Here is a 26,720-nt window from a genome sequence, read left to right as displayed (position 1 = left end):
GGTGCTCTCCGACGATCCCTGTTCAGGCCTGCTGGGCCCCGGTCCGGCCCTCTGCCGGCGCGGGCTGACCGATGCAGACGAGGTACATGGCGTCCTCCTCGGGCGGGAGCGCCAGGAAGCGCTTGAGCTCCTCGTCGTAGAAGCCGCCGATCGCCACCGGGCCGAGGCCCAGGGCCGTCGCGACGAGATAGAGGTTCTGGCCGAGGTGCCCCGCGTCGAGCCACAGGAAGCGATAGCCGCGCTGGCCGTACTTCCACATCGTGCGGAACGGGATCGCCGTGATGACGACCACGACGTTGGCGTTCAGGACCATGTCCTGGTCCACGGCCAGCTCCGCGAGCGCCGCGTGGGCGACGCCTTCCCGGCGGAGCTCGAGCTCGTGCGCGCGCGCGTCGTAGTGGTGCAGGCCGTCCGGGACCCCCTCGACGGCCTGCGTCGCCACGTAGATCTCGAGCGGGTACCGGGCGCCGGCCGAGGGCGCCGGGCGATCATGGTTCCACTCACCCTCGATTTTTCGCATGCCACTGACGCCGTAGCTCGCGTGGAGGAGCCGCCCGAGCGTCGCCGCCGGCATCGGCCCGAGGGCGAAATCGCGGACCGATCGCCGCCGCTCCAGCACCGCGCCGAGCGGGGCGTCGATCGAGAAATCGCGCCCGGGCAGCGGCGTGCGCGTGGAGCCGGCGTACGTGCGGAAGCGGAGCGGCTGGAGATCCTCGTCGAACGGCGGCTCGAGCGCCCGCGACCTCACGTGGGAGGACTGGAGGTGATAGAGCCGCGCGACGTCCGCCTCTTTGCTCCTTGCCATGGTGTCCTCTCTCAGGCCATCGGGTGAGGGTCAGGGTTGATCCCGCGGGGGGCCATCGCGCGGAGGCGCGGATTGCCGAGCCGCGCGAGCTCGTGGCCGAAGTGGATCTGCTGGAAGTCGGGCCCGAGGGCCCGGGCGACGCGGAAGGGGGTCGGCGCGAGATCGGGCGAAGTCACGTCCACGATCGCGACGCGCAGCCCCGCGGCCTCCACGCGTCGGGCGAGCTCTGAGAGCGTGACCTCCTCGGGCTCTTCCAGCTCGGCGGCGGTCACCGTGCCTCCGTCGCGGAGGAAGGCGAAGGCCGCGGCGCGGCTCGGGGGAAGGTAGTAGACCGCGTGATCCTCGAGCGAGCGCACGTCCTCCGGCCGCTCGGGGACGGCGATCTCCTCGCCCGTCATCAGGCGGAAGATGTAATTGCCTATCTGGCCCTGCTCCAGGATGGCTTTCCTGATCGCGGTGAGGGGGCTCAGGTGGGCGGAGATCGAGACCACCGCGCCGGGCCAGCGCTTGCCGTCGCCGAAGCCCACACACATGACCACGGGCACCGCGACGCCTGCGTCGAGGAGGTACAGCTCGATCCGGGCGCCGCGCTCCTCGAGCTGCCGGGCAATCTCGTGCACCTCGCGGTCGACCGTGTCGTCGGGCAAGATCCGCCGCCCCGGCCGGCGCGCGAGCCACGAGATCATGAACGCGTCGCGCTCGATGAGCTCGAGCGTGGCGCCCATCGACGCGGCCTCGAGCGTCGCGCCGGCGGCGAGCCCGTTCGACGTCACCTGGCAGAAGTGAGCGTCGGGCCCGGCGCAGTAGCCGTAGTAGGTCGGGAGCGCCGGCACATACACGGGCGCGCGGGTGTCCAGCCAGCGCCCGAGGGCCCACGCGATGGGCGTGGCCGGATCGAGCGGCGCGAAGGGGAACCCGGGCCGGGCGTACTGCTCCTCGTCGTAGAGACAGAGCCGCTCCGGAGCGATGAAGTCGCCCTTCATCTCGGCGACCGAGGCGCGGAGCAGCGCGTCGCGGTCGACGATCCCGGCGGAGTAGCGCTCGACCGCCTCGCCGGTTGCCCGGATCAGGGCCTCGACGGGCGTGATGCCCTTTCCGGTGCCGACCTCCGGCTCATCGCAGCGGTGAGCGCGCTCCGAGCCGCCTCTGGTGTCGCTGAGGAGCGCCGTGGCCGTGACGGGCGCCTCGGGGGCGAGCACCGGGCTCGTCGCGTCCAGCGTGAGGCGCCGGACGATGCCCGTCCGCGCGTCGACGATGCCGGCGAGCATCCGCCGGAGCGCCGCGGGGTCGCGCGCGTCGCGGAGGCGCACGCCCGATTGCCGGCGCGCGCTGCCGTTGCGCCGGGATTCGGCGGCGCCGCCGCAGACCGGGCACCAGGGCATCCGCAGGACGGCGTGGAGCGACGTTTCCGGATCGATCAGGTTCTGGACCATGAGCTGGCCCGCGAGCCGGGACGCGGCCCGGTTCGCGAGCAGATCGAGGGCCGCGAGGGCGACGGCGTCGCCGAGGAACGCCGACATCGGTGCGGGATAGGTGCGCGCGCGGCGCGCGGGGCGCGCGGCGAGGAGCGGCGCCTGGAGCGCGTGATCCGCCTCCGGCTGATCGCTGGTCGCGAGCCGCCGGAGACGGCAGCAGTTCCAGCACGCGGTCTTGCCCGGCACGACGGCTGGGCCGATCACCGCGTCGAGCCCGTCGAGGTGCGCGCTGAGCGAGAGGACGGAGGCCGCGTGAGCGAAGCGGGCGACGCTCTGAAAGACGAGGAGATCATCGCCCGGGACGCACGCGAGGATCAGGTCCCATCGGGTGTCCTCCAGGGCGAGCGGGCGATCCGCCTCGGCGAGCAGCGTCCCGGCCGTGACCGCGCAGCCGGGAGCGAGCCGCGACAGGGCGAGGGAGAGCGATACCGCGCGATCCTTCCCGAGATCCGCCTCGGCGAAGGGGCCGAGATCGTCCGCCGTGACCTCCATGTCGTCGAGGACGTGGAGCGCTCCGACGCCCGCGGACACGAGCTCGATGGCCGCGACGGCGCCCCACGGCTCGAGCCCGACCACGAGGACGCGCGCCCGCGCGAGCTTCTCGTGCGCCTCCGTCGGCTCGGGCGGGGCGGTCCCGTCGAGCGAGGGAGCGGTGGTCGTGGAGCTGGGCAGTTGAATGGCCACGCGAGATCTCCAGGAAAGGGCAGCGCGGCGGCGCCTCGACCGGCGTCGCCCTGCACCTTCGGTAAAGAGGTTCGATTCCGGCGCTCAGGGATCGGTGCCCCGACAAGCAAAGAGGAGGAGAGCCTCGCCGGCGGCCGGCGCGCGATCGCGCGCGGTCGTGGCGAGCCGGGGAAGACGGGACGATGCCATTGACGATGCCATTCTGCGTACTTCGCGCTCCTCGTCTTCCTCCGGAGCTCTATCCCTCGGCCACGCTGGTCTCAGGACTACCTACAGTGGCACCTGCCACCGCAACCGCACCTGCCGCCACAGCCGCATCCGCCGCCACAGCCGCATCCGCCGCCACAGCCGCATCCGCCGCCACAGCCGCATCCGCCGCCACAGCCGCATCTGCCGCCACAGCCGCATCTGCCGCCACAGCCGCATCTGCCGCCACAGCCGCATCTGTAGCTGGCTGGAGTCGCTACTTCCATCGCCTCCAGCTTGCTCGACAAATCGTCGATGGCGTTGTGGAGCTCCTTTATCGAGACATCCAGATCCTTCGGCGCATCATTTCCGTTGTTCGAATCACTCATCGCAGAGCCTCCCACGAGTAGGTGAGGCACGCAAAGGGTCTTCGTCAATCCGACGACTCCTTGTTGGGCAGCGGAGGCTCCAGCGGACTCCCGGTCATCCAGGGCGACCGAGGCCGCGGACAGCGCGATAAAGCTGCGCTCCGTCGCGGCGTTCACGCGAGAAGAAGGCGAGACGCAGTTGAACCGCCAAGGCGCCAAGGACGCCATAAAGAGAAATTCCTCGGCCCTCCCGGCGTCCTTGGCGTCTTGGCGGATCTCTCGTCCGGATCGCTGTGCCAGACGTCGGCAAGCTCGCCTGTGATCCGGAGCGGCCACGCGCTCGGGCCGGAAAGCCGAGAGGGGCGACCGGGACGGAGCGCTTTCTTCGCGTCGTCCTGCTCGCCGCAAACAATCCTGGATAACCCGGCAGTTTGCGCGTGCGCACTCATCGCGCCGTGAGCGACGCCTCATTCAATTGCCTTTCTGCGCCGCCTCCGGTACCCGGCCCGCCTCCCTCGTGGGCGCTCGGCGCCCGTCAGCAAAGGAGTGTCATGCATCGTACCTCGCTTGGGCCGGCGATGAGCCGTCTCTCTTTTTGTATCCTTGTTGCGTCAACATCGCTCGCGGGCTGCGGCGCCGCGGAGGGCTCCTCGGCGCTCGCCGCGGCCGAGATAACGTGTTCGGGCTGCACCGTGCTGAAGGGAGGTACGGTGTTCGACGGCGCGCGCTCGGGCCGAGGAGCGGTGGTGATCGAGGGCGACAGGGTGCGGCAGGTCGTCTTCGGCGACGTCGCGCTCGCCGGCGTCGAGGCCGGGGGCGGCGAGGTCGTGGACGTCGCCGGAAAGACGGTCCTCCCCGGGCTGATCGATCTCCACGTTCACTCGCTGAGCGTCGCCGGGCCCTATGCTTATTACGACGATGAGCTCCACCTCGAGGACCACACGAAGGCGATGCTCCGGGCGGGCGTGACCTCTTACCTCGATCTCGGCTCGTCCCAGCACGTCATCTTCGAGCAGCGAGCGCGCATCGACGCCGGCGAGCTCCTCGCGCCGCAGCTCTTCGCCGCGGGGCCGCTGCTCACTCCGACCGGAGGACACCCCTGCTATCACGGCAGCCCGCCCGGCGATTTCTGCCTCTTCATCGACGCTCCCGCCGACGTCGCCGCGGCCTTCGAGGCGCTCGTCCCGAGGGCCCCCGATGTCATCAAGATCGTGCTCGAGTCGGGCGGATCCCGGTCGCTCCCGCGCCTGTCGCGCCTGTCCGTGGCGGCCATCGCCGAGGCCGCCGCGGCCGCCGGCGTCCCGGTCATCGCCCACGCGACACAGGCCGTCGACATCGAGGCCGCGCTCGATGCCGGCGTGACGCTCTTCGCGCACGTCCCGGACCAGGAGCGGATCTCGCCCGAGCTCGCGCGGAGGATGGCCGCTGCCCATGCGGTCGTCGTCCCCACCCTCTCGATGACGGACGGCCTGTATCGCACGGCCCACGCCACGCTCACCGAGCTCGACGACCCCGCCCTCGCCGACGACGTGCCGGCCGGCGTGATCGCCGCCCTGCGCGACCCGTCCCTGCTCGCGGAGCTCAGGACTGCGCGCTTCCAGGAGCTCTCGAGGGCGTGGCGCGATCACGCGGCCGCGAACCTCCTCACCTGCTATCAGGCCGGGGTCGCCATCGCCGCCGGCTCCGACGCCGGCAACCCGGGCGTCTTCCACGGGCCCGCCCTGCGCCGCGAGGTCGCGCTCCTCGTCGAGGCCGGGATGCCGCCGATCGAGGCGCTCGCCGCCGCCACGCGCGCGGCCGCGGACGTGCTCGGGCGGCCCGATCTCGGTCGCCTCGAGGAGGGGGCGCTCGCGGACGTGCTCGTGGTCGACGGCGATCCGCTCGCCGACATCCGCGCGCTCGAGCGGGTGTCGCGCGTCTACAAATCGGGCGTCCTCCTCGATCGCGACGCGCTCGCGCTGCCCCGCAGGGCGAGCCTCGCGCGCGAGCCCAGGACGGGCTCCGGCCCCGGCGAGACGTGCCTCGCCGCCTCGGAGTGCGCGCCCGCGCAGTCGTGCAGCCCGGCCCAGGTTTGCGCGGCGACATGCAGCGACGCCGCGGGCTGCGCGCCGGGGAGCGCGTGCCTCTTCGACGGCGCCTCCGCCACCGGGGGCTCCTGCGCGCCGGGCGACGGCTGCGACCTCTTCGCGCAGGATTGCGAGAACGGCGCCGCCTGCGTGTTCTGGGGCAACGGCTCGACGTCCTGCTGGTTCGCCGGCGCGGGCTCGGACGGGCAGCCGTGCGAGGCGTCCTTCGCCTGCGCGCCCGGCAGCGTGTGCGACGGGGCCGCGCGCGCGTGCGTCGATCTCTGCGATCCGCGCGGCGAGCGCGGCGAGCCGTGCCCGGGCGGCAAGCGATGCGTCGACCTCGCGGCGATCGCGGGCCTCTCCGTGGGCGTCTGCGAGTAGGCCGGGAAGCCCCGCGGGGCCCGCGTGGAGCCATCGAGCGCGCTCAGCGCGACACGAGCAGCCAGGCGATCATGCCCCCCAGCGTGAAGAACAGGATGCCGGCGCCGGCGAGCACGGCGCGCGAGGTCCGCCGCTCGATGAAGCTGGCGGCCGCCCGGAGGCTGGCCGGGGCGGCGATGCCGAGGCTGCTGTCCCGCGCGCCCATCTTCTGCATGGCGGCGTCGAGCGCCACGAGCACGGCGCGCGCGTGGGGGAAGCGGTGATCCGGATCCTTGGCGAGCAGGCGCATCACGACCGCCTCGAGCGCGGGCGGGACGACGATGCCGGGGGAGCGCTCGGCGATCGGCGGCGGCTCGGTCGATCGGTGCTGCGCGAACAGCGCCGAGGGCTCGACCGCCGTGAAGGGGTGCTGGCCCGCGAGCATCTCGTAGAGGATGATGCCGAGCGCGTAGAGATCGGCCCGCCGGTCGATCGAGCGCATGCCGAGCGCCGCCTCGGGCGCCATGTACGCCATCGTGCCGAGCAGCACCCCCGCGTTCGTGAGCGAGCGGCGCGAGCCCTCGTCCGTGAACGAGAACTGCTCGATCGGGACCTTGGCGAGGCCGAAATCGATGAGCTGGACGCGCTCCTCCGGCCCGTCGAGGACCATGATATTGAGCGGCTTCACGTCCCTGTGCACGATCCCGAAATCGTGCGCTGCGTTCAGCGCCGTCGCGATCTGGCGCGCGATGTTCGCCGCGCGCGGCGAGGGGATGGGGCCCTGGTCGAGGAGCTTGCGCAGCGTGATGCCGCGGATGAACTCCATCACCATGAACCACGCGCCATCGTCGAGCTGGTTGATCTCGTAGACCGCCGCGACGTTGGGGTGGAAGATGTGGCGGCCGGCGATGGCCTCGCGCTCGAAGCGCTCGATGAGCTCCGGCAGCTCCTCGGCGTCCGGGTGGAGCACCTTGACGGCCACGTCCTCGCCGGTCGCGAGCTTCGTGGCCCTGAAGACGGCGGCGATGCCGCCCATCGCGACGAGCTCCTCGATACGGTACCGGTGGAGGAGCGTGCGCCCGATGAGCGTCATGGCCCGCTCGTGCGCCGCGGAGCTCGCCTGACCACCCGCGATGACCATGGGCCCGTTCATGCGTCGGCGCCTCCAGGCCGAACCCCTCGCGCGCAGGCCGCGCCGCCGCGCAGGGCGGGTACAGCCGCGCCGCGCCCGCAAGGCGTCTCGCGGTGGAACGGCGGTTCCACCCTTGCTGACATCATACGCTCACGCACCGGGCGTTCGGAGGGTAGCGCCCCTCCGTGCCCAGCGCCATCGTCACGGATCGGCGCGCGGGCGGGAAGCGCGCCCGCGCGGGTGCGGGCGGCGCCGAGGCTGGAGCTCGCGGAGCACGGGTGAGCCGCGCCTCCCGAGCGAGCCCGGGAACGGCAGCGCTCGCCCCCCTCGGCGAGGGGCTGCCGCGAGGGCCTGCCCGCAGATCGTCGTGCCCGTGTGGCCACGCGCCCGGGATTCGACCGCTCCGCCGTGACGGGGAATCGCCGGCTGCGCCGTCTCCTGCTCTGATGAAGGCGCAGGCGCATCGTGCCTCCGGCCGGACAGCGTGCCAGGAGCCCTCATGGCCTGTGGCCCGCGGCGGCGCGAACAAGGAGAGACGCTGGAAACGAGATGCGGAGTCGCGCCCGCACCCCCGTCGAGAGAGACCCCATTGCGCGCCGGGCGGCGCCTGCCCGTCGCCGGCGGAGCGCGACCACCTCTCCGCAGACCCCGCGACCTCGCCGGAGCTCCGGCCCCGCGCGCGGCCGGACGGCCGAGCCTGCTCTGGCGGGCGCGCGCCGGCTGTTCTGCCACGAGCAGCCCACATCGGCGCCCGTCGTGCGTGGACGAACGCCGTTTGAGCAACACGCCAAGTTCGCAGATGCGCTTTCTCGACGGGCTCGTGTAGCCTGTATTCGTGGAGGTTTCCATGCAGAGCACAATGCGTCGCACCGTTCTCCTCGCGCTCTTCTCCGGGCTTTCCGTGGCAGCTTGCTCCGCTCCCGATGCGTCGAGCCTCTTCGCTACCGGCGGCTCTGGACCGGGGAGCGCGACCTCCGCGAGCGGAGGCGAGGGCGGCGCCCCGGGCGACGGGGGCGCGGCGGGCGTGGGCGGCGACGGGGGCGAGGCGGGCGGGGGCGCAGGCGCGGGTACCGGGGGCGCGGGCGCGGGGCCGGTCATCGTCGACGAGCCGCCGGTGTGCGGCGACGTCTACGTCGACTGCGACGCGGACGAGGAGAACAGCTGTGAGATCAACGTGACGAACGACGCCCTCCACTGCGGCACGTGCCCCGTCGTGTGTGATGGCGTCTGCCGGGCCGGCGTCTGCGCCGGCACCACAACCCACGTCTCCGGCCAGCAGGATCCGCTGTACATCGCGGTCTCCCGCGGCACTGTGTTCTGGACCAACGGGGAGCAGGGCGTCGTCAGGCAGTGGTCGCCCGGCGAGACCAGCGCGATCAACCTCGCCACCGATCAGCCGGAGCCGGCCGACATCAAGGCCGACGACACCCACGTCTTCTGGGCCAACCAGGGTCGGAGCGGCATGAACGACGGCCAGGTGATGAGGGCGCGCATCGGCGGCGAGGAGGCGCCGATCGCCATCGCCGCAGGGCAGGCCGCCCCGTTCGGCGTCGCGCTCGACGACGAGTTCGTCTACTGGACGAACCGCGAGCGCGGCGGCTCCGTGGTCCGCGCGCGAAAGGACTCGGACGGCAATGGACCGTTCGTCACCATCTCGAACCGCGGGGGGACGACCCACGCGCTCGCGGTCGACGCGACCCATGTCTACTGGACGGTCCGCGACGAGATCGGCCGGGTGATGTCCGCGCCGAAGGACTCCACGGGCGATGGTCCGTTCAACGAGCTGGCGACCGAGCAAGGCGAGGTGCGCGAGATCGCGATCGACGCGACGCACGTGTACTGGACGACCAGCAGGACCGGCACGGTCATGCGCGTGGCCAAGACCGGAGGAGAGCCCTCGGCGATCGTCGCGGAGCAGGAGAACCCGAGGGGCATCGTCGCCGACGCGACGGGCGTCTACTGGACCGACCCGACGTCGCCGCACATCATGCGGATGCTGCCGAACGGCATCATCGGGGCCTTCGCCGCCAGGGAGCTGTCGCCCTTCGGCATCGCCCTCGACGCGAACCGCGTCTACTGGACCAACGGGCTCGGCATGGGCGGCACCATCGTGAGCGCCCCGAAATAGAGGTCGCGCGTGGAGGCCGGGGCGCGGCGTGCTACAAGCCCGCCCCGTGCTGCTCGAGACGTTTGCCGTCGGTCCGCTGGGTTGCAACTGCTCGATCGTCGTCGACCCGGCCAGCAAGGCCGCGGTCGTCATCGACCCCGGGGGCGATTTCGACAGGATCCGCGCGCGCCTCGAGCAGGCCGGGGCGACGGTCGCGGCCATCGTGCACACGCACACCCATATCGATCACGTCGGCGCCACCGCGCCTCTCCAGCGCTGGTCGGGCGCCGCGGCGCGCATCCACGAGGCCGACCGCTTCCTCTATGATCTGCTCCCCGACCAGGCGGCGCTCCTCGGCATCGCGCTGCCGGAGCGCTGCGAGCTCGACGGCGACCTGAACGACGGCGCGGTCGTGAAGGCCGGCGGGCTCGATCTGCACGTGCTCCACACGCCGGGGCACACGCCGGGCAGCGTGTCGTTCCTGGCCCTCTCGCCGACGGGCGCGGTGGCGTTCACCGGGGACACCCTGTTCCGGCGCGGCATCGGCAGGACCGACCTCTGGGGAGGCGACGCGCAGGCGATCTTCACATCCATCCGGAGCAAGCTGCTCACGCTCGACCCGTCGACCCGGGTGGTGACCGGACACGGCCCCTCCACGACCATCGGTGAGGAGCGCGACACAAACCCTTATTTGCGTGCGTGATCCGCCGCCGGCCGATCGCGCTGTCGCCGGGGGCGAAGACGTGTAAAGCGAGAACGCTGGAAGAAAAGCTCCGGCATCTTCGCGCCTTCCCGCCTTGAACAGCCCGCGCGCCGGCGCCGCTTTCCTGCGAGAAAGTGCTTGCATCTTGCCAGGATTCTTCCGAAAAATGCCGCACGACGAGAGCGCGCACCGGCTCCCTTGAGCCGGATCGATCGCCGTCCGTCGCGGAAGTCGAGCACGATGAGCACCGAAAGCGCGTCCGCCACGAAGGTCGAACTCGAGATCCTCCCCACGCAGCACCCTCTCGGCGACGCGGAGCGCGCGCAGCGCATGCAGAACCCCGGCTTCGGGCGCGTGTTCACGGAGCACATGGTCGTGATCCCGTACGCGGCGGACAGGGGCTGGCTCCGGGGGCAGCTCAAGCCGTACGCGCCGCTCACGCTGGATCCCGCGGCCATGGTGCTGCACTACGGTCAGGCGATCTTCGAGGGGTTCAAGGCGTACCGCCAGCCGGACGGGCGCATCAGGACGTTCCGGCCGGAGGCGAACGCGCACCGCTTCAACAGCTCTGCCCGGCGGCTCGCGATGCCGGAGATGCCGGTCCCGCTGTTCGTGGGCTCCGTCGACGCACTGATCCGCCAGGATCGCGCGTGGGTGCCCGCGGCGGTGGGCGAGAGCCTGTATATCCGACCGCTGATGTTCGCGACCGAGGTGGCGCTCGGGGTGAGGTCGTCACGCGAGTACGATTTCCTGGTGATCGCGTCCCCCGCGGCCGCGTATTTCCCCCAGGGCGTGAAGCCGGTGACGGTCTGGATCTCGGAGGATTTCGTCAGGGCGGCGCCTGGCGGCACGGGCGCGGCCAAGTTCGCCGGCAACTACGCCGCGAGCCTGCTCGCGCAGATGAACGCCGCGGCGGAGGGCTGCGCGCAGGTGGTCTGGCTCGATGCGGTGCATCGCAAGGTCGTCGAGGAGATGGGGGGAATGAACATCTTCTTCGTCTACGAGGAGGGCGGGCGCACGGTGCTCGTGACGCCCGAGCTGACAGGCACGCTCCTCCCGGGGATCACCCGCGACAGCATCATCCAGCTCGCCCGGGATTTCGGCTATGGCGCGGAGGAGCGCAAGGTCACCTTCGACGAGTGGGGCGCGGCGGTGCGCGAGGGCCGCATGACCGAGGCGTTCGCGTGCGGCACGGCCGCGGTCATCACGCCGATCGGCGCCGTGAAGTCGCGAGAGGAGAGCTTCGCCATCCACAACAACGAGACGGGGCCGGTGGCGGCGCGCTTCCGCGAGGCGCTGCTCAACATCCAGCACGGCCTCGCCCCCGACCGGCACGGCTGGATGCACGACGTGGTCTGACGAGGCGCCTGCGCCGGCGTCGCGCGGCGCCTACTCCGTGGCCGGCGATCGCTTGGATTTCGCCGTCAGGCCGTACTCGTGCAGGCGGTACTGGATGGTGCGTATGCTGATGTCGAGGAGCTCGGCCGCGCGCGTCGTCGAGCCGTTCGTCGCCTCCAGCGTCGACAGGATCGCATAGCGCTCGATCTCCGCCATGGTGGCGCCCGGGATCCGCAGGGCTCCCTTGGCGACCGGCGCCGCGTCGATGGGGAGGTGCTCCGCGTCGATGCGCGTCTCGTCGCAGAGCACGACGGCCCGCTCGATCGCGTTCTCGAGCTCGCGCACGTTCCCCGGCCACCGGTGCGCGACGAGCTTCGCCCGCGCCTCGTCGGCGAACCCCTCGATCTTGCGGTGGTTCTCCGCGGCGAACCGGCGGAGGAAGTGATTCGCGAGGAGCAGCACGTCGGTGTCGCGGACGCGCAGCGGAGGCATGTCGATGTGGACGACGTTGAGCCGGTAGTAGAGGTCCTCCCGGAAGTGGCCCTCCTGCACGGCCGCCGCGAGATCGCGGTTCGTGGCCGCGATGAGCCGCACGTCGACCGACACGGTGTCGTTCCCGCCGACGCGCTCGAATTTCCGCTCCTGGAGCACGCGGAGCAGCTTCACCTGCGTCGACGGCGCGATCTCGCCGACCTCGTCGAGGAAGAGCGTCCCGCCGTGCGCCTGCTCGAACCGCCCGATGCGCCGCTTGTCGGCGCCGGTGAACGCGCCGCGCTCGTGGCCGAACAGCTCGCTCTCGAGCAGCGACTCCGCGAGCGCCGCGCAGTGCAGCGTCACGAACGGGCCCTTGACGCGCGGGCCCTTCGCGTGGATGGCGCGCGCGAGCTCCCCCTTGCCGGTGCCGCTCTCGCCGGTGATGAGCACCGTCGCCCGCGCGCCCGCCACCTGCCGGGCCATCCGGTAGACTTTCTGCATCGCCGGGCTCGTCCCGATGAGCCCCTCCACGCCCTCTCCCTCGCGCTCGCGCAGCTGCCGGCGGAGGTTCTCCGCCTCGACCCGGAGCGCGCTCCGCTCGAGGGCGCGCTCGAGGGAGAGGAGGAGCGCGTCGAAGTCGACCGGCTTCGTCAGGTAGTCCTCGGCCCCGGCCCGCATCGCCTGCACCGCCGAGCTCACATCGCCGAACGCGGTGACGACGATCACCGGCAGCGATGGGTCCTGCTCGCGGAGCTTCCCGAGCAGCGTCACGCCATCCATGTTCGGCATCTTCAGATCGGTGACCACGACGTCCGGCGGCCGCTCCGCCGCGACCTCGAGCGCCTCGACGCCGTCCGCCGCCGCGTCGACAGCGTAGCCCTCCTGTCGCAGGAGCTTCTCCAGCCCCGAGCGCGCGCTCGCCTCGTCGTCCACGACGAGCACCCGCGAGCCCTGTCTCTTCTCAGCGTTCATGTCGTCCCTTCCGAAGACCGCCAGAGGATACCGCGCCGTGGTCGAAGGAGGCGCGTCGTGGCGCTCCTCCGGCTGCGGCGGCCTCCGTCGGCGACGGCGCGGCAGGCAAGCACCGCCCGGAGGGTGGCGCAAGGGCCGCGGGGCGAGCGGCGCGTCGTGCGGTCTGCCGGAAAGGACGAGGAGCCGTCAGCGGCTCTCGGTCGCGTCGACGTTGTCGCGGATGCCGGCGCCGAGGTCTGCCAGCGCCGAGGCGAGCATCACGATGAGATCGTCGGCCGTGACGATGCCGGTCACGTTGCCGTCGTGACGGACGATCGGCAGCCGCCGGACGCCGCGTTCACGCATCAGGCGGAGCGCCGTCTCGATGCTGTCGGTCTGCTGGAGCGTCGTGGGATCGTACGTCACGATCTCGGACACGAGCGTCTTCCCGGGGTCGCGCGCGTCGGCCATCACCCGCATCACGAGATCGCGATCGGTGAGGATGCCAATGGCGCGCGCGCCCTGCGTGACGACGACGCAGCCCACGCGGAACTCGCGCATCCTGCGCGCGACGTCGATCGCGGTCTCGGTGAGCTCTGCGCACACGGCGCCATGTTCAAATCGGCACAGGGACATGCCCGGATCCAAAGCACGATGCGCGCCACGCCGCCCCCGCCCGGCTCCCAGCTCCCTGCGTCGCGCGCCCGCGTCCACGGCGCGCCGCAGGCTCGGGCTCCATGGCGGAGGGAGGCCGCGCGGCGGCCTGCCAGCCGGCCGCGGCGGGGTGACGGATCGCAGCGGTTGCACGGGGGCGCAAGCCGTTCGCCCGGGAGGGCGATCGCCGGCTCGCGTCGGGGGCTCAGGCCGGGATGGGGGACGGGAGCGGGCCGGGGGCCGCAGCGCTCGGCTGCGCGTGCGCGGCGCGGGAGGACACCGCCTCCACGCTGGAGCGCAGCTCGGCGCTCAGGGCGGTGTAGTCCACCGGCTTTGTGTGCACCACCGCCTCGGGGACGAGCCCTCGCCCGAGCCGCGCCGCGAGCACGGGGTAGCCGGTGAGCACGAAGAGCGGGAGATCGGGCCGGAGCGACCGCGCGAAGCGCGCCACCGCGATGCCGTCGGCGTGGGGCATGCGGAAGTCGGTCACCAGGACGTCGGGGACCGGCGTCCGGGCGAGCCGCGCGATCGCGAGGGCGCCGTCGGTGGCCAGCTCCACCCGGAAGCCGTCGTCCTCGAGCAGGCGCGCGAGCAGGCGAGCGGTGCGGATGTCGTCGTCCACGAGGAGGATCAGCGGCTGTTCGATGATGCTGCGTGGTTCCACGCTGGGCGATCTACCAACTTGCGTGCCAGCGCCGGGGGGCGCCCGCGCGCCAGCGGACGGCGGGGAGCTCAGCCGGACAGGCGGATCGGCAGCGTCACGCGAAACAGCGTCTTCCCCGGGCGGCTCTGGAAATCGATGGTCCCCTCGTGATCGGTGATGATGCGATGTGCGATGGCCAGGCCGAGCCCGGTGCCGTCCGGCTTCGTCGAGTAGAACGGGTCGAAGATCGGCGCGTCCGGGCTCGCGACCCCGGGGCCGTCGTCCTCCACCTCGAGGAGGGCGTGGCGCGGCTTCCGGCGCGCGCGGAGGGTGACGGTGCCGCCTCCGGCCGACCCCGCCGCCTCCATCGCGTTGCGGAGCAGGTTCAGCAGGACCTGCTCGATCCTCCCGGGATCGAGGTCGAGCACCATGTCGGTCGAGGGCAGATCGACCTTCACCTCGACGTGTGTGCCGGCGCCGTCGCCGTCCGACGCCACGGCGACGCGCGCCACCCGCTCGCAGAGCGAGACGACCGACGTCGGCTTCAGGACCAGCGGCTTCGGCCGGGCGAAGTCCAGGAACTCGCTCACCAGCTCCGACAGGCGGCGGATCTCGTCGCGGACGACCTGGATGGCCTCCACGGTGTCCGGGTCGTTCATGCCGGCGCGCGCGAGCCCCCGCTCGAGGAAGGTCACGTGCAGCTGCGCGCCGTTGAGCGGGTTCCTGATCTCGTGCGCGAGGCCGGCCGCGAGCGTCCCCACCGCGGCGAGCTTCTCGCTCTGACGCACGCGCGCGGCGAGCGCGTTCTCGTCGGTCGTGTCCTGGCCGATGGCGAACAGCACCACCTCGTCGTCCGCCGCGGAGGGGGCGTACGCGAGCTGCCATCGCACGTCGCGGATCTTGCCGGCGCGCGTGCGGAGGCTGCTCTCCAGGAGGTCGGCGCCGGCGCGGCGGCCCGCGGCGACGTCCTCCACGAGCGCGCCGTGATCCGCGCGGATCTCCTCGGGGAGGAGCATCTCGACGAACGGCATCCCGAGGATGTCCTCGCGTCCGAGCCCGGTGATCCGCTCGGCCTCCCGGTTGAAGAGCCGCACGACCGCGTGCGCGTCGAGGCCCACGACGAGGACGCGCGCGAGCTCGACCGCGCTCTTGTACCGGTGCTCCGTGCGCGCGAGCGTGCGGCCGACCTCCTCCCGGTCCAGGCGCTCGGCGCGCTGCGCGCGCGCGAGGAAGTCGTCCCGGTACGTCTCCAGCATGATGGCGAGCTCGAGATCGAGCACCTTGCTCACCGCGGATCGGACCGGGATCGCCTGCGCGCCGAGCGTGCCCTCGGCGATCTCGTAGAACGCGAGCCGGATGAGCGTCATCGCCGTGAACATGTACCGCTGGGGCAGGCCGACCCGGACGTGGATCCGCCCGATCTTCGCGGTCTCGTCGAAGTACGCGTCGTCGTAGGGCCCGGTGCAGATCCGCGTCATCCAGCGGACGAGCGATCGCTTGAGGCGCTCCACCTGCTCTTCGCCGGTGAAGACCTCGTGCGCGCCCTCGTGCTCGCGGATGCGATCGTAGAACTCGTCCGCGATGCGGGGGAAGTGCGGCTCCGCGTGCGCGCGAAAGGCGGCCAGCCAGCCCGCGTCCTCGTCGTCGAAGCGAACGTAGCGCTTGATCTCGTCGAAGAGCGTCTCGTGCGCGGGCACGGCGCGGGAGCCTACCATGAGCGCGCTTCCGCGGCGGCGGCCCACGATCTCGCGCGCTCCAGGATCGCCCCGAGCGCCGCTTCATCCTCGCCGCCGCGCGCGACGATCTCCGGCGCGGGCGGCGCCTCGTAGTCGGGGCCTGCGCCGGGGAGCGCGTCGATCTCGCCGGCGCCGGCGGCCCGGTAGAGCCCTTTCGGATCGCGCTCGCGGCAGACCCGGGGAGGGACATCCATGTGCACCTCGACGAGCCGCGGCGCGAGCGCGCGGGCGCGCTCCCGGTAGGCGCGGCGGTGCGCGGTCGCCGCCACGATCACGATCGGCCCCTGGTGCGCGATCAGCGCCGCGAGCCGCGCGAGGGTCTCGTAGAAATCGTCGCGCTCTCGCGGCGCATACCCGGGCCGCGGGACGAGCGCGTCGCGCACCTCGTCGCCGTCGAGCAGGCAGCTCGCCCGGCCTTCGTCGAGGAGCTCGCGGTGCGCCCGCGCGGCCAGGGTGGATTTGCCCGACGCGGGGAGCCCCGTGATCCAGACGACCCCGCCGCTCACGCGAAGAGCCTCTCGGCGTCGGCCGGATCGAAGCGCGGGGTGTCGAGGGCGCGCTCCACGAGGCCGAGCAGGGCGTCCCTCGCGCTCGCCGTGACCGCGGGATACCAGCCGGGGTTGGCCAGCACGAGCGCGCGCCACGCGAGGAACGGCGCCGCCACGTCGAGCACGCCCGCGGAGCCGCTCCAGCCGAGGTAGACGTCCCAGAGCCGCTGCCACAGCGCGCGGAGGCCGCCCTGCCATGCGCCGGGCGCGCCCAGCGCGAAGAAGACGTAGTTGATGGCGAGGCAGGTGACGTCGTCCGCGGGGTCGCCCTGGGATCCGCGGCTCGTGTCGAGCAGCGTGAGCTGCGACGCCTCGTTGAACACGATGTTGAACGGGTGGAAATCGCCGTGCGTGCGCGCGAGCCGCTGGTCGCGGCCGCGGAGCTTCCAGCGCCATTTCACGCAGCGCCGCTCGATGGCCTGGAGCCGGGCGGGCGGCGCGCCGGGCACGTCGTCCGGATAGCCGTCGATGATGCCGAAGATGCCCTCGCCGTGGCCCACGAGGTCGCGCACCGCGCGGCGGTAGCTGCCCGGCTGCGCGCCCTTCGCGCCGTGGAGCGCGATGAGGTACCTGGCGAGCGTCTCGCAGCGCACCAGATCCTCCGGGCGCGCGCGGCGCTCCTTCGCGATCCGCCGCAGATCCGCGGCGTAGACGTCCCCCTCGGCGTACGTGGTCAGGAGGTAGAACTCGCCCGCGTCCCGCAGGGACAGGAAGCGCCCGTCGCGGGTCAGCGAGCCGACGTCCACGACCTCCACGTGCGCCGGGATCGACCCGAAGGTGTCGAACGAGAGCAGCATCTCCGCCGCGCGATCCGATCGCCTGTCGTGCCCGAACGCGTTGGCGGTCGACGTGTGCAGGACCAGCCGCTGCGTCGAGCCGTCGGGCCTCACCACCGTGATCCGCCGGGGAACGCCGTAGCCGGCGGCCTTCTCGGTCAGGTCGTTGCCCGGGCCGCCGTCCGGTCCCAGGGTGGTGACGTCCTCGACCCGCGCGTCCGGCAACACCGCCTCCACGAGCTGGCGGACCTGGCGTGAGGGATCGGCTTCAGGCAGGGTCTGCGGGGCGTTCATGGTCTCCTCGGGGAGGGCGTGGCGGCGTGCCGACGCGACCCTCTGTGACCCTGCGGCAAGAAGCAGGCCGCGTGCCTGCCGAGCCTGTCCTTGCCGCACCGCAGGCCGCAGCCGGATCCTGGCTTCAGCGGGGTCGGCGGCGGGCGATGAGGGCGAGCAAGGCGCCGGGCCGGGCGGGGCGCGCTCGCAGGACCTGCGCCCCCGCGCGAGGCGTGCGCGTCGCCGCGCCGCGCGAGGCTGGGTCAGCGATCCGGAATATCGGGGGGCGTGGGGCCGATCTGGTAGGGCCGCATCATCTCGTTGTCTTCGTGCTCGAGGATGTGGCAGTGCCACACGAACCGGCCGGGCCTCTCGAACGTCATCTTGATGCGCGTGATCTCGTCGGGCAGCGCGATCACCGTGTCCTTGAAGCCCTCCTCGCCCGCCTCGGGCGGGCGCGGAGCGCCGTCGAACGGCTGGCGATCGACGATCTCGAAGTGGACCTCGTGGACGTGGATCGGGTGCGCGTCCATGGTGAAGTTGTAGATCTCCCAGATCTCGGTGGATCCCGTGGCCGGGTTCTCCGTGACCGGATCGTCCCAGAAGAGTGGCTTGGCCGTGTCGGAGCCCGGCGGCCGGAACGTGCCCAGCAGGGCGGCAATCGGGCCGGCCGCGGGGTCGCTCGTGGACGTCACCTCGTTCAGGGACACCCGCCGCACAGCGTCCACGTCTCCGAGCGGCTTGAGCCGCGGCAGCCTGAGCCGGTGAGGGGGCGTGCTCGTGTCCCTGCTCCTCGCCGGCACGACGCGGAACTGCATCACCTGCCCTGTCGTCTCCGGGTCGGCCGGGGGCTGCGGGCCGCCGTTGAACGGCCCGTCCGGACCGAGGTTGCGGAGGACTATCGGGGTGCCGACGCGGACACGGCTGAAATCCACGATCACGTCCGCACGCTCGGCCGGCGCGAGCAACAGGGTATCGCGCTCCACCGGGCAGGGCAGGAATCCACTGTCCGAGCCGATCTGCCAGAACGGGAGACCGTTATCCATCTTCAGGAGCAGGAACCGCGAGTTGCTGCCGTTGAGGATGCGGAAGCGGTAACGTCGCTGCTCGACGTTGAGGAAGGGCCACGGCCGGCCGTTGACGACCATGACGTCGCCGAAGAACTCCGGGACCCAGATCGGCGGGACGTCGCCGTTCGGGATGTACACGTCCGCGAACTCGGGATCGCGTGTCGCGGGGTAGAAGAGCGACCCGTCGTCGTTGAAGGAGCGGTCCTGGATCACGAGCGGGATCTCGTATGTCCCGGATCCATGGCAGTCGTCCCGCGTCCGGGCCGAGCCGGGGAGCACGCCGGGCGGGAGATCGCCTGGGCCGCCGCGGAGCAGGTAGAAGCCGGCAGGTCCCGCGTAGACGTTGAGCCGGGTGATGCCGAGCGCGTGATCGTGATACCAGAGCGTCGCAGCCCGCTGGTCGTTCGGATACTCGAACACGGCCGCCCCCGGCTCCCACAGGTGCCCGAGCGGCGACGTGCGCTTGTAGTAGTCGTAGAAGGTCCCGGTCTCCGCGTATCCCTCGGGGATGTCGGTCGCCGCGGGGAGGTACCAGGCTTCCGGGTAGCCGTCGCTCTCCTGCGCCACCCTGACCATCCCGTGGAGGTGCGTGACGATCGGCACCGGGCCCCCGTAGGGCTCCGGCGGGCATCCGACCGGGAACATGGGCCGACTGTCGCGACCTTCCTCTCCGCCGGGCGGGTTGGCCCAGTGGAGGGTGGGGTCGACGGGGAGCAGGTGAGGGAGGAAGTGGCCGGTCACGGGGTCCTTGAGATCGTTGATCCACTTCACGCGCACCGGCCTTCGCCACGTCGCCTCGATGGTGAACGCCGGGTAGCTGAACGTCTCCGGGTGCTGAATCGACCCGTAGCCCCACACCGTCGTCATGGGCATACGGCCTGGCAGGACCTGCTGTTTGAACTGCCGGACGGCGATCTCGTAGTAATCGTAGTGCGAACCGTGATCATGGCGCCTGCTCGCCCTGGGCATGATGGGCGGGATGAGCAGCGGGACGGTATACCGGTATGGGGCGATGTCGACGCCGGGGAGGGTCGGTCCCTGTGGCAGGACGACCGGACACTCGTCGAACATCGCGCTCGCCGGACCGCCGCGCCGGAGCACCAAGAGCCCGCCCGTCGCGGCCAAACCATGCTTCAGGAGCTGTCGTCGTTTCATGGAGGACACCCAATATCCTTCGGCCACAGCCCACGCTGTGAGCGCGAGGTATCATGACGAGCGAAGAGAGCCGGGCAATCCAGGAAGCGCCGCATTCGGCGATGTGCATGATTATGAAGGATGACCCGGAGTCGTCAGACCTCCGGCGCCGCGTGGACGCAGATGCACGGATCGGGGCCGTCCCGGGCGACGAGCCGTGCGCGCACGACGGGCTCCGCGCGCGGCTCACGTCCTTGCTTGTTCCTCGATGGGGGGGGTCGGCCTGACGCGCGCGAGGCGCGGCTACCGTCCCGGCATGTCGTCCGGCATCGGGCCGATCTGGTATGGCCGCATCATCTCGTTGTCCTCGTGCTCGAGGATGTGGCAGTGCCACACGAACCGGCCGGGCCTCTCGAACGTCATCTTGATGCGCGTGATCTCGGACGGCAGCGCGATGACGGTGTCCTTGAAGCCCCCCTCTCCGGCATCCGGCGGGCGCGGAGCGCCGTCGAACGGCTGGCGATCGACGATCTCGAAGTGGCGCTCGTGGACGTGGATCGGGTGCGCGTCCACGGTGAAGTTGTAGATCTCCCACACCTCGGTCGATCCCACGGCCGGGTTCTCCGTGATCGGATCGTGCCAGAAGAGCGGCCTGGGCGTGTCGGAGCCCGGAGGAGGCTCGAGCGTGCCCAGCACGGCCGCCGTCAGGCCGGCGGCGGGCTGGAGCGCGGAGCTCACATCGTTCAGGGACACCTGCCGCACGACCGCCGCGTCTCCGATCCGTGTGAGCCGCGGCAGCTCGAGCTGGTGAGGGGGCGTGCTCGTGTCCGTGCTGGTCGCCGGCACGACGCGGAGCTGCATCACCTGCCCTGTCGTCGCCGGGTCGGCCGGGGTCTGCGGGCCGCCGGTGAAGGGCGCGTCCGGGCCGAGGTTGAGGAGGACGATCTCGGTACCGGCGCGGACGCCGCTGAAATCCACGATCACGTCCGCGCGCTCGGCCGGAGCGAGCAGGAGGGTCCCGCGCTCCACGGGGGAGGGGAGGAATCCGCCGTCCGAGCCTATCTGCCAGAACGGGAGACCGTTATCCATCTTCAGGAGCAGGAACCGCGAGCCGCTGCCGTTCAGGATGCGGAATCGATACCGCCGCTGCTCGACCTCGAGGTAGGGCCATGTCTGGCCGTTGACGAGCATGGAGTCGCCGAAGAACTCCGGGACCCAGATCGGCGGAATATCGCCCTTCGGGACGTACAGCGCGTCGAGCGGCGGGGAGAGCCCGCGCGAGGCCGGATAGAAGAGCGACCCGTCGTCGTTGAAGGAGCGGTCCTGGATCACGAGCGGGATCTCGTACACCCTCGCTCCCGGGCGGTCTCCTGGTCGCGGGGCTGGTCCTGGGAGGACGTCGTGCGGGAGGTCGTCCGGCCCGCCGCGCAGCAGGTAGAAGCCGGCAGGCCCCGCGTAGACGTTGAGGCGGGTGATGCCGAGCGCGTGATCGTGGTACCAGAGCGTCGCAGCCCGCTGGTCGTTCGGATACTCGAACACGGCCGCCCCCGGCTCCCACAGCTGTCCGAGCGGCGACGTGCGCTTGTAGTAGTCGTAGAAGGTCCCGGTCTCCGCGTACCCCTCGGGAATGTCGGTCGCCGCCGGAAGATACCAGGCTTCGGGATAGCCGTCGCTCTCCTGCTGCACCCTGGCGGTCCCGTGCAGGTGCGTGACGAACGGCACCGGGCCACGGTACGGCCCCGGCGGGCAGTCGCCCGTGAACGTGGGCCGCCGGTCGCGACCTTGCGTCCCGCCGGGCGGGTTGGCCCAGTGGAGGGTGGGATCGACGGGGAGCAGATGAGGGAGGAAGCGGCCCGTCGCGGGGTCCTTGAGATCGTTGATCCACTTCACGCGCACCGGCCGCCGCCACCTGGCCTCGATGGTGAACGCCGGATAGGTGAACGTCTCCGGGTGATGGACGGAGCCGTAGCTCCACACCGTCGTCGGGGGCAGACCCAGCTCGGGCGGCAGGAGCTGCTGCTTGTGCTGCCGTACGGCGATCTCGTAGTCATCGAGGCCTGCGTTGCCCGTGTCGAGCCCCATCGCCTTGGGCATGACTTGCGGGATGAGCAGCGGGCGCGTGTACCTGGGGATCGCGGCGCCGGGAAGGGTCCGGGCCGAGCCCGGGACGGTCGGACATGTGTCCACGGCCGCCCTCACCACGCCACCGCGCCGGAGCGCCACGAGCCCGTCGCGGCCGGCCCGTGCTTCCGGAGCTGTCGTCGCTTCATGGAGGACATCGCATCTCCTTGCCTCCGCAGCGCGCTGCGATGGCGCAGTATCATGATCAGCGCACGGGTCCGGTCCACCCAGGAAGCTCCGGATTCGGGGAGCTCTGGGATCACGGACGATCCCGCGATCGTCAGGTGCCTGGCGATGCGCGGCGTTCAGCCGCGCGGATCGGGATTGCCTCGGACGATGCGCCGCGCGCGGGTCGTGGTCGAGATGGCGCGTGGCGTGCCGACCGCCCCCCGGGCGGAGAGCCCCAGGACGATGGCGGCGATCAAGACAGGTGCAGGTGGGGCAGGAGGGGCGGACCCGACCCGACAGGCCGCCTCGCGGCGGCCGGGGTGCTCGCCGGGCCCGCGCGGCCCGGCCTGAGGGCGACTACTTGCCGGCGGGCCACTGGTCCTTGGGGAGGTCCTTGTAGACGTCCTCGACCTTGTGGAACCCGTCCGCGATCACCGTGGAGGCGAGGTTGTCCTTGTCCACGGCGACCGGCGTGATGAGCACGCTCGGGACGTCCTTCTTCCCGTTGTTGATCGTCTGCGACTTCTCGCCGAGGGGCTCCTTCTTCGCCAGCTTGACGGCGAGCTCGGCGGCCTTCTCGGCGAGCGCCTTGAGCGGCTTGTAGACGGTCATGCTCTGGGTGCCGGCCGCGATGCGCTGGCAGGCGGCGAGCTCGGCGTCCTGCCCCGAGACGACGACCTTGCCGGCGAGCTTCTGCTCGCCGAGGGCCTGGACGGCCGCGCCCGCGAGCCCGTCGTTCGAGGCGACGACCGCCGTGACGTTGTTGTTGTTCTTTGTGAGGGCGTTCTCGGTGATCTTGAGCCCCTCGACCGGCTGCCAGTCCTTGGCCCACTGGTCCGCCACGACCTTGATGTCCCCCTTGTCGATGAGCGGCTTCAGGATGTTCATCTGCCCATCGCGGAAGAGCTTCGCGTTGTTGTCGGTGGGGGAGCCGCCGATGAGGACGTAGCTCCCCTTCGGCTGCTTCTTCACGAGGTAGTCGGCCTGGAGCTCGCCGACGCGGACGTTGTCGAAGGACACGTAGAGATCGAGGTCCGAGTCGAGGATGAGCCGGTCGTAGGCGATGACGGGCACGCCCTGCTTGTGCGCCGACGCGACGATGGTGGCCGTCGTCTTGGCGTTGTGGGGCACGACCACGAGCACGTCGACGCCCTGCGTGAGCAGGTTCTCTGCCTGCGAGTTCTGCAGGGCGTCGTCGCTGTTCGCGGACTGCACGAGCACCTGCGCCCCGAGCTGCTCGGCCTTCGCCTTGAACAGGTCGCGGTCGCGCTGCCACCGCTCTTCCTTGAGGGTATCCATCGAGAAGCCGATGGTGAGCTTCTTCGTACCCTTGGCGTCCGCGGTCTTCGCGGTCTTGTCCTCGGTCTTGGCCGCGCCCGCCTCGCCTTCGGAGGCCGGCTTCGAGCAGCCGGCCGAGAACGAGAGAGAGAGCAGCGCCATGAGAAAGGTGGAGCGACGAATCAAGGTGACCTCCGAGTCAGATGATGAGAAATGTGGGGCTGTGTTGGGGCCGGAGCTACTCGATCGTACTGATGTTATCGGCGTAGCCCATGATGATGTTCAGCGTTTCCGTGTCGTTGTCGTACACCGAGTACCACCCCTGGAGCTCGTGGGGCGGATCTCCGATGTAATCGTTTCCGAGGAGCCAGTACTCGTTGTCGTCGTCCGACGGCCTTCCGGTCCCGGCCCAGGCCCAGAAGTTGACGCCGGCGAGCTCCGCGTTGTCGACGACGGCGTCGAAGACGGACGAGTAGTACTCGTTCCTCTTGGCGACGGGCGACCCGACCGGCTCGGACTTGTCGTCCCGCGCGAGGCCGAACTCCTCGACGACGATCGGCTTGTTCAGCGCCTTGGCGTGCGCGATCTGCAGCTCGATGTACTCGTCGCTCTTGGTGATGGCCGACCGGAGCGACCTGTCGGCGGAGCTGTCGATCGGGAGCGACGGGTCGTACCACTCCCAGTTCTCCGGCCAGACGTGGAAGGTGAGGTAATCGATGCCGGGCACGTCGTGGAAGTCCCGGAAATCGCTGTTGGCGTAGTCCCCCCAGTTGTAGGAGAGGTCGCCCTCCGAGCCGATGGAGACGAGGTGGTTCGGGTCGATGTCCTTGATGAACTTCGCGTTCCTCTCGACCCAGAGCTTGAAGAGCGGGCCCCAGCCCTTGAAGGAGCGCGGCTCGTTCCCGAGCTGCCACGCCATGATCCCCGGGTGATCCTTGAGCTTCTCGATCACGACCTTGGCCCGGCTGAAGTAGAACTCCTGGGCCTTCTTGTTGCAAAAGAACAGGCTGGAGAGGTCCATCTGGTCGGGCCAGGGGTTCGTGGCCGGGTCGAGGGTGCCCGAGTGCGGGATCGCCCACTCGTTGATGGCCACGGCCTGGCAGTCCTCGCCGGTGCCCTCCTGGAAGCGGATCGAGCCGGCGAACGGCACGTGGTGGCCCGCCGCGAGCAGGTCGGCGCCCGTCTCGGGGTGGGTCAGGCCGACCTGGTACGCGCCGAAGTCCTCCCCGCAGGAGGTGTCGGCCTCGTCGTGGGCCCACTTCATGTACTGGGGCATCCCGCCGGACCAGTGCCAGAAGTCGTTCAGGGTCATGACCGCCTTCATGCCGCGGCTGTGGATCTCGTCGAGCACCGTCGCCAGGTTGTCCGCGAACGTCTCGAGCTCCGGATCGGCGCACGGCTCGTTGGACGACGCGGGGTAGATCCGCTGCGGGCCGTACTGCGCGTCGTTCTGCTGCGCCTCGGGGATGTCGCCCTCGCTGAGCGCCATGAGCCGGAGGTTCATGACGCCATGAGCCTCGAGGATGTCGAGCTCGAGGCGCAGGCGCTCGAGGCTGATGTAAGGAGCCGACCAGAAATTCGTGCCCATGTACTTGTACGGTTTCCCGTTGAGCGTGAGCATACTCCCATCGGCGCGGACGTAGCACTTTTCGGGTTGCTCGGCGCAGTCGAGCGGCTCGCTGCCGCCGGTTCCGTCCCCGCCGCCGCCGGTGGCGTCGCTGCCGCCGCCGCCGGTGGCGTCGTTGCCGCCGCCGCCGGTGGCGTCGTTGCCGCCGGCCCCGCCGGCCCCGCCGGTGCCGCCGGAGGGCTTGGGGTCGGTCGTGTCGGAGGTGCACGCGGCGAGGGAGAGCAAACCCAAAGCGAGCAACAAGGTCTTGTTCATGGTCGGTTCCTTACCTGGTACGAGGTTCGTTCCTCAAAAGTGGCTGAGCTCTGCCGCCCGGAGCCCACGGCCGGCGTGTGGTGACGTGCCGGGCTGTCGCGCCGCCGTCGTGGTGATCGTGGTGCCGTGGCCACAGCGAGCTCCCCGGTTCTCGCGCCGATGCAAATCTCCGCTCAGGGTGTCACCCTCGCACCGGTGCGCGTCGTGGCAGACCACTTAAACGGTTCAGCGTCAACAGGGAAGAGCGTGCCGGGCGGCGCCGTTTTGGCCCGGACGCGCGGTGCTCGGCGGGGGGTGGCGCGATGCGCCGGCGGGCTGTGGAGCCATGTGCCGGCGGGCTGTGGAGCCATCTGCGCTTCCGCGCCGAAGACGCCGATCTGGGCCCGTCTCCTGTGCGGGTGACCGCCGCTCTGGGCCGCTGGCGCTCGGAGCACTGCTGCACTGGAGTGCGCTGCCACCGAAAACGCCGATCTGGAAGCGCCGTCGGAGGCGCGACATGATGTCTACCGTTCTGACTCGGGGCTGCCATGCTGGCGGGCCGGCGCCTCGGGTAGGACGCCAGAGGGGCGCGGATCTCCGCGAATGACTCCGGGCGCTCGCCGGGCACGGGGCGTGAAAGGCGCGCTCGCATGCCCATCGAGATGACATCGATCGATCGCGAGGACCGGCTCGCCGGCGTCCTCCTCGGCACGGCGGTCGGCGACGCGCTCGGCCTCCCTCGTGAAGGCCTCTCGCGCCGCCGCGCCGCCCGCCTCTTCGGCGCGTCGCCGCTCGAGCACCGCTTCGTGCTCGGCCGCGGGATGATCAGCGACGACGCCGAGCATGCGTGCATGACGGCCCAGGCCCTCCTGGCCGCTCCGGCAGACGCGGCGCGGTTCGCGCGCTCGCTCGGCTGGCAGCTCCGCGGCTGGCTCGCCTCGCTCCCGGCGGGCGTCGGATACGCCACGCTGCGGGCGACGCTCAAGCTCTGGCTCGGGTTCTCTCCGGAGCGGAGCGGCGTCTTCTCGGCCGGCAACGGCCCTGCGATGCGCGCGCCGATCCTGGGCGCGGCCCTCGCCCTCACGCCTTCGCGCGTCGAGCCCATGGTGCGCGCGTCCACGCGCCTCACGCACACCGACCCGCGCGCCGAGGAGGGGGCGCGGATCATCGCGCTCGCCGCCGCGTACGCCGCGGTGCGCACGCCGGAGCAGGTGAATCCGGCCGAGCTGCTGGCGCTGCTCCGCGAGCGCGTCTCGGACGTGGAGCTCCGCCGCCGGCTCGACTGCGCGGCGGAGCTGCTCGACCGGCGCGCCTCGGCGGAGGAGTTCGCCGCGGCGATCGGGCTCCAGGAGGGGGTGAGCGGGTTCATCGTCGACACGGCTCCAGCGGCCCTGTTCTGCTGGCTCGCGCACCCGGGCGATTTCCGGCGCGCGGTGGAGGACGTCATCCTGCTCGGCGGCGACGCCGACAGCACCGGCGCGATCGTCGGCGGCCTCGCGGGCGCGGCGCTCGGGGCGCGCGGGATCCCCGGAGCCTGGCTGGACGGGATCGTCGACTTCCCGCGATCGATCCCGTGGATGCGGCGGCTCGGCGCGCGGCTCGCGCGGGTGTTCCGCGGCGAGGAGGGCAGCGCCGCGGCGGGCGAGCGCGCTTCGGGCGGAGAAGGGCCTCTCGGCCTCTTCTGGCCGGCATTGCCGGTGCGGAACCTGCTCTTCCTGGCGCTGGCGCTGGGGCACGGGTTCCGGAGGATGCTGCCGCCTTATTGAGGTGGCCCGCGGCCATGATCGGATTGCGCGCTCGATCAGTATC

18 protein-coding genes are annotated in these 26,720 nt (G+C 71.2%); 5 read left to right on the top strand and 13 right to left on the bottom strand.

The features are described from left to right. Positions 1-22: 22 nt before the first annotated feature. A complete protein-coding gene (locus tag WMF28_RS29980; RefSeq protein WP_437596763.1) occupies positions 23-805 on the bottom strand; it encodes a SagB/ThcOx family dehydrogenase in 783 nt (260 codons plus the stop codon). Between the two features lie 11 nt (positions 806-816). Then, complete coding sequence (locus tag WMF28_RS29975) at positions 817-2,964, bottom strand: TOMM precursor leader peptide-binding protein (RefSeq protein WP_437596762.1); 2,148 nt, start codon at positions 2,962-2,964, stop codon at positions 817-819. A 1,246-nt stretch (positions 2,965-4,210) separates the two neighbouring features. Between WMF28_RS29975 and WMF28_RS29970 the strand changes: the two genes are divergently transcribed. Continuing rightward, positions 4,211-5,965, top strand: a complete 1,755-nt coding sequence (locus WMF28_RS29970) for an amidohydrolase family protein (RefSeq protein ID WP_437596761.1) — start codon at positions 4,211-4,213, stop codon at positions 5,963-5,965. A 43-nt stretch (positions 5,966-6,008) separates the two neighbouring features. Here WMF28_RS29970 and WMF28_RS29965 read toward each other — a convergent pair whose 3' ends face one another. Further along, the gene (locus WMF28_RS29965) at positions 6,009-7,097 is read right to left on the bottom strand and encodes a serine/threonine-protein kinase (protein ID WP_437596760.1); all 1,089 of its coding nucleotides are present in this window, start codon (positions 7,095-7,097) and stop codon (positions 6,009-6,011) included. 826 nt (positions 7,098-7,923) lie between these two features. Here WMF28_RS29965 and WMF28_RS29960 point away from each other — a divergent pair. The 3 genes from WMF28_RS29960 (at position 7,924) to WMF28_RS29950 (ending at position 11,245) form a co-directional block, all read left to right on the top strand. Beyond that, complete coding sequence (locus WMF28_RS29960) at positions 7,924-9,204, top strand: hypothetical protein (RefSeq protein WP_437596758.1); 1,281 nt, start codon at positions 7,924-7,926, stop codon at positions 9,202-9,204. A gap of 46 nt (positions 9,205-9,250) precedes the next feature. After that, positions 9,251-9,886, top strand: coding sequence for an MBL fold metallo-hydrolase (locus WMF28_RS29955; RefSeq protein ID WP_437596757.1), 636 nt, complete (start codon positions 9,251-9,253; stop codon positions 9,884-9,886). Positions 9,887-10,126: 240 nt separating this feature from the next. After that, positions 10,127-11,245 (top strand): branched-chain amino acid aminotransferase, encoded by a 1,119-nt coding sequence (locus WMF28_RS29950; protein ID WP_437596756.1) that lies wholly within the window; start codon positions 10,127-10,129, stop codon positions 11,243-11,245. Between the two features lie 30 nt (positions 11,246-11,275). On the opposite strand, the gene WMF28_RS29945 is transcribed toward WMF28_RS29950, so the two are convergent. From WMF28_RS29945 to WMF28_RS29900, 10 genes are all read right to left on the bottom strand, one after another. Then, positions 11,276-12,670: a sigma-54-dependent transcriptional regulator gene (locus WMF28_RS29945; RefSeq protein ID WP_437596754.1), complete on the bottom strand. Its 1,395-nt coding sequence runs from the start codon at positions 12,668-12,670 to the stop codon at positions 11,276-11,278. 186 nt (positions 12,671-12,856) lie between these two features. Further along, a complete protein-coding gene (locus WMF28_RS29940) occupies positions 12,857-13,255 on the bottom strand; it encodes a CBS domain-containing protein (RefSeq protein WP_437596753.1) in 399 nt (132 codons plus the stop codon). 253 nt (positions 13,256-13,508) lie between these two features. Next, positions 13,509-13,967, bottom strand: a complete 459-nt coding sequence (locus WMF28_RS29935) for a response regulator (RefSeq protein WP_437596752.1) — start codon at positions 13,965-13,967, stop codon at positions 13,509-13,511. A gap of 68 nt (positions 13,968-14,035) precedes the next feature. Then, positions 14,036-15,643: a protoglobin domain-containing protein gene (locus WMF28_RS29930; protein WP_437596750.1), complete on the bottom strand. Its 1,608-nt coding sequence runs from the start codon at positions 15,641-15,643 to the stop codon at positions 14,036-14,038. A gap of 11 nt (positions 15,644-15,654) precedes the next feature. Beyond that, positions 15,655-16,188 carry an adenylyl-sulfate kinase gene (locus tag WMF28_RS29925; RefSeq protein WP_437596749.1) on the bottom strand — a complete coding sequence of 178 codons (534 nt, stop codon included), beginning with the start codon at positions 16,186-16,188 and terminating at the stop codon, positions 15,655-15,657. Then, entirely contained in the window at positions 16,185-17,300 is a 1,116-nt protein-coding gene (locus WMF28_RS29920) for a phosphotransferase (RefSeq protein WP_437596747.1), read from the bottom strand. The genes WMF28_RS29925 and WMF28_RS29920 overlap by 4 nt, the downstream gene beginning before the upstream one ends. Positions 17,301-17,542: 242 nt before the next feature. Continuing rightward, the gene (locus WMF28_RS29915; protein ID WP_437596745.1) at positions 17,543-19,504 is read right to left on the bottom strand and encodes a multicopper oxidase family protein; all 1,962 of its coding nucleotides are present in this window, start codon (positions 19,502-19,504) and stop codon (positions 17,543-17,545) included. Between the two features lie 282 nt (positions 19,505-19,786). Further along, positions 19,787-21,670 carry a multicopper oxidase family protein gene (locus WMF28_RS29910; protein ID WP_437596744.1) on the bottom strand — a complete coding sequence of 628 codons (1,884 nt, stop codon included), beginning with the start codon at positions 21,668-21,670 and terminating at the stop codon, positions 19,787-19,789. A 459-nt stretch (positions 21,671-22,129) separates the two neighbouring features. After that, positions 22,130-23,212, bottom strand: coding sequence for a D-xylose ABC transporter substrate-binding protein (xylF, locus tag WMF28_RS29905; RefSeq protein ID WP_437596743.1), 1,083 nt, complete (start codon positions 23,210-23,212; stop codon positions 22,130-22,132). 76 nt (positions 23,213-23,288) lie between these two features. Next, positions 23,289-24,932 carry a glycoside hydrolase 5 family protein gene (locus tag WMF28_RS29900; RefSeq protein WP_437596742.1) on the bottom strand — a complete coding sequence of 548 codons (1,644 nt, stop codon included), beginning with the start codon at positions 24,930-24,932 and terminating at the stop codon, positions 23,289-23,291. 629 nt (positions 24,933-25,561) lie between these two features. Between WMF28_RS29900 and WMF28_RS29895 the strand changes: the two genes are divergently transcribed. Continuing rightward, positions 25,562-26,677: an ADP-ribosylglycohydrolase family protein gene (locus WMF28_RS29895; protein WP_437596741.1), complete on the top strand. Its 1,116-nt coding sequence runs from the start codon at positions 25,562-25,564 to the stop codon at positions 26,675-26,677. Positions 26,678-26,720: the final 43 nt, after the last annotated feature.

It is taken from the genome of Sorangium sp. So ce590 (assembly GCF_051521365.1).
Classification (GTDB): domain Bacteria; phylum Myxococcota_A; class Polyangia; order Polyangiales; family Polyangiaceae; genus Sorangium.
The sequence above is the reverse complement of the archived record's forward strand: the minus strand, read 5'-3'. Positions and strand labels throughout refer to the sequence as shown.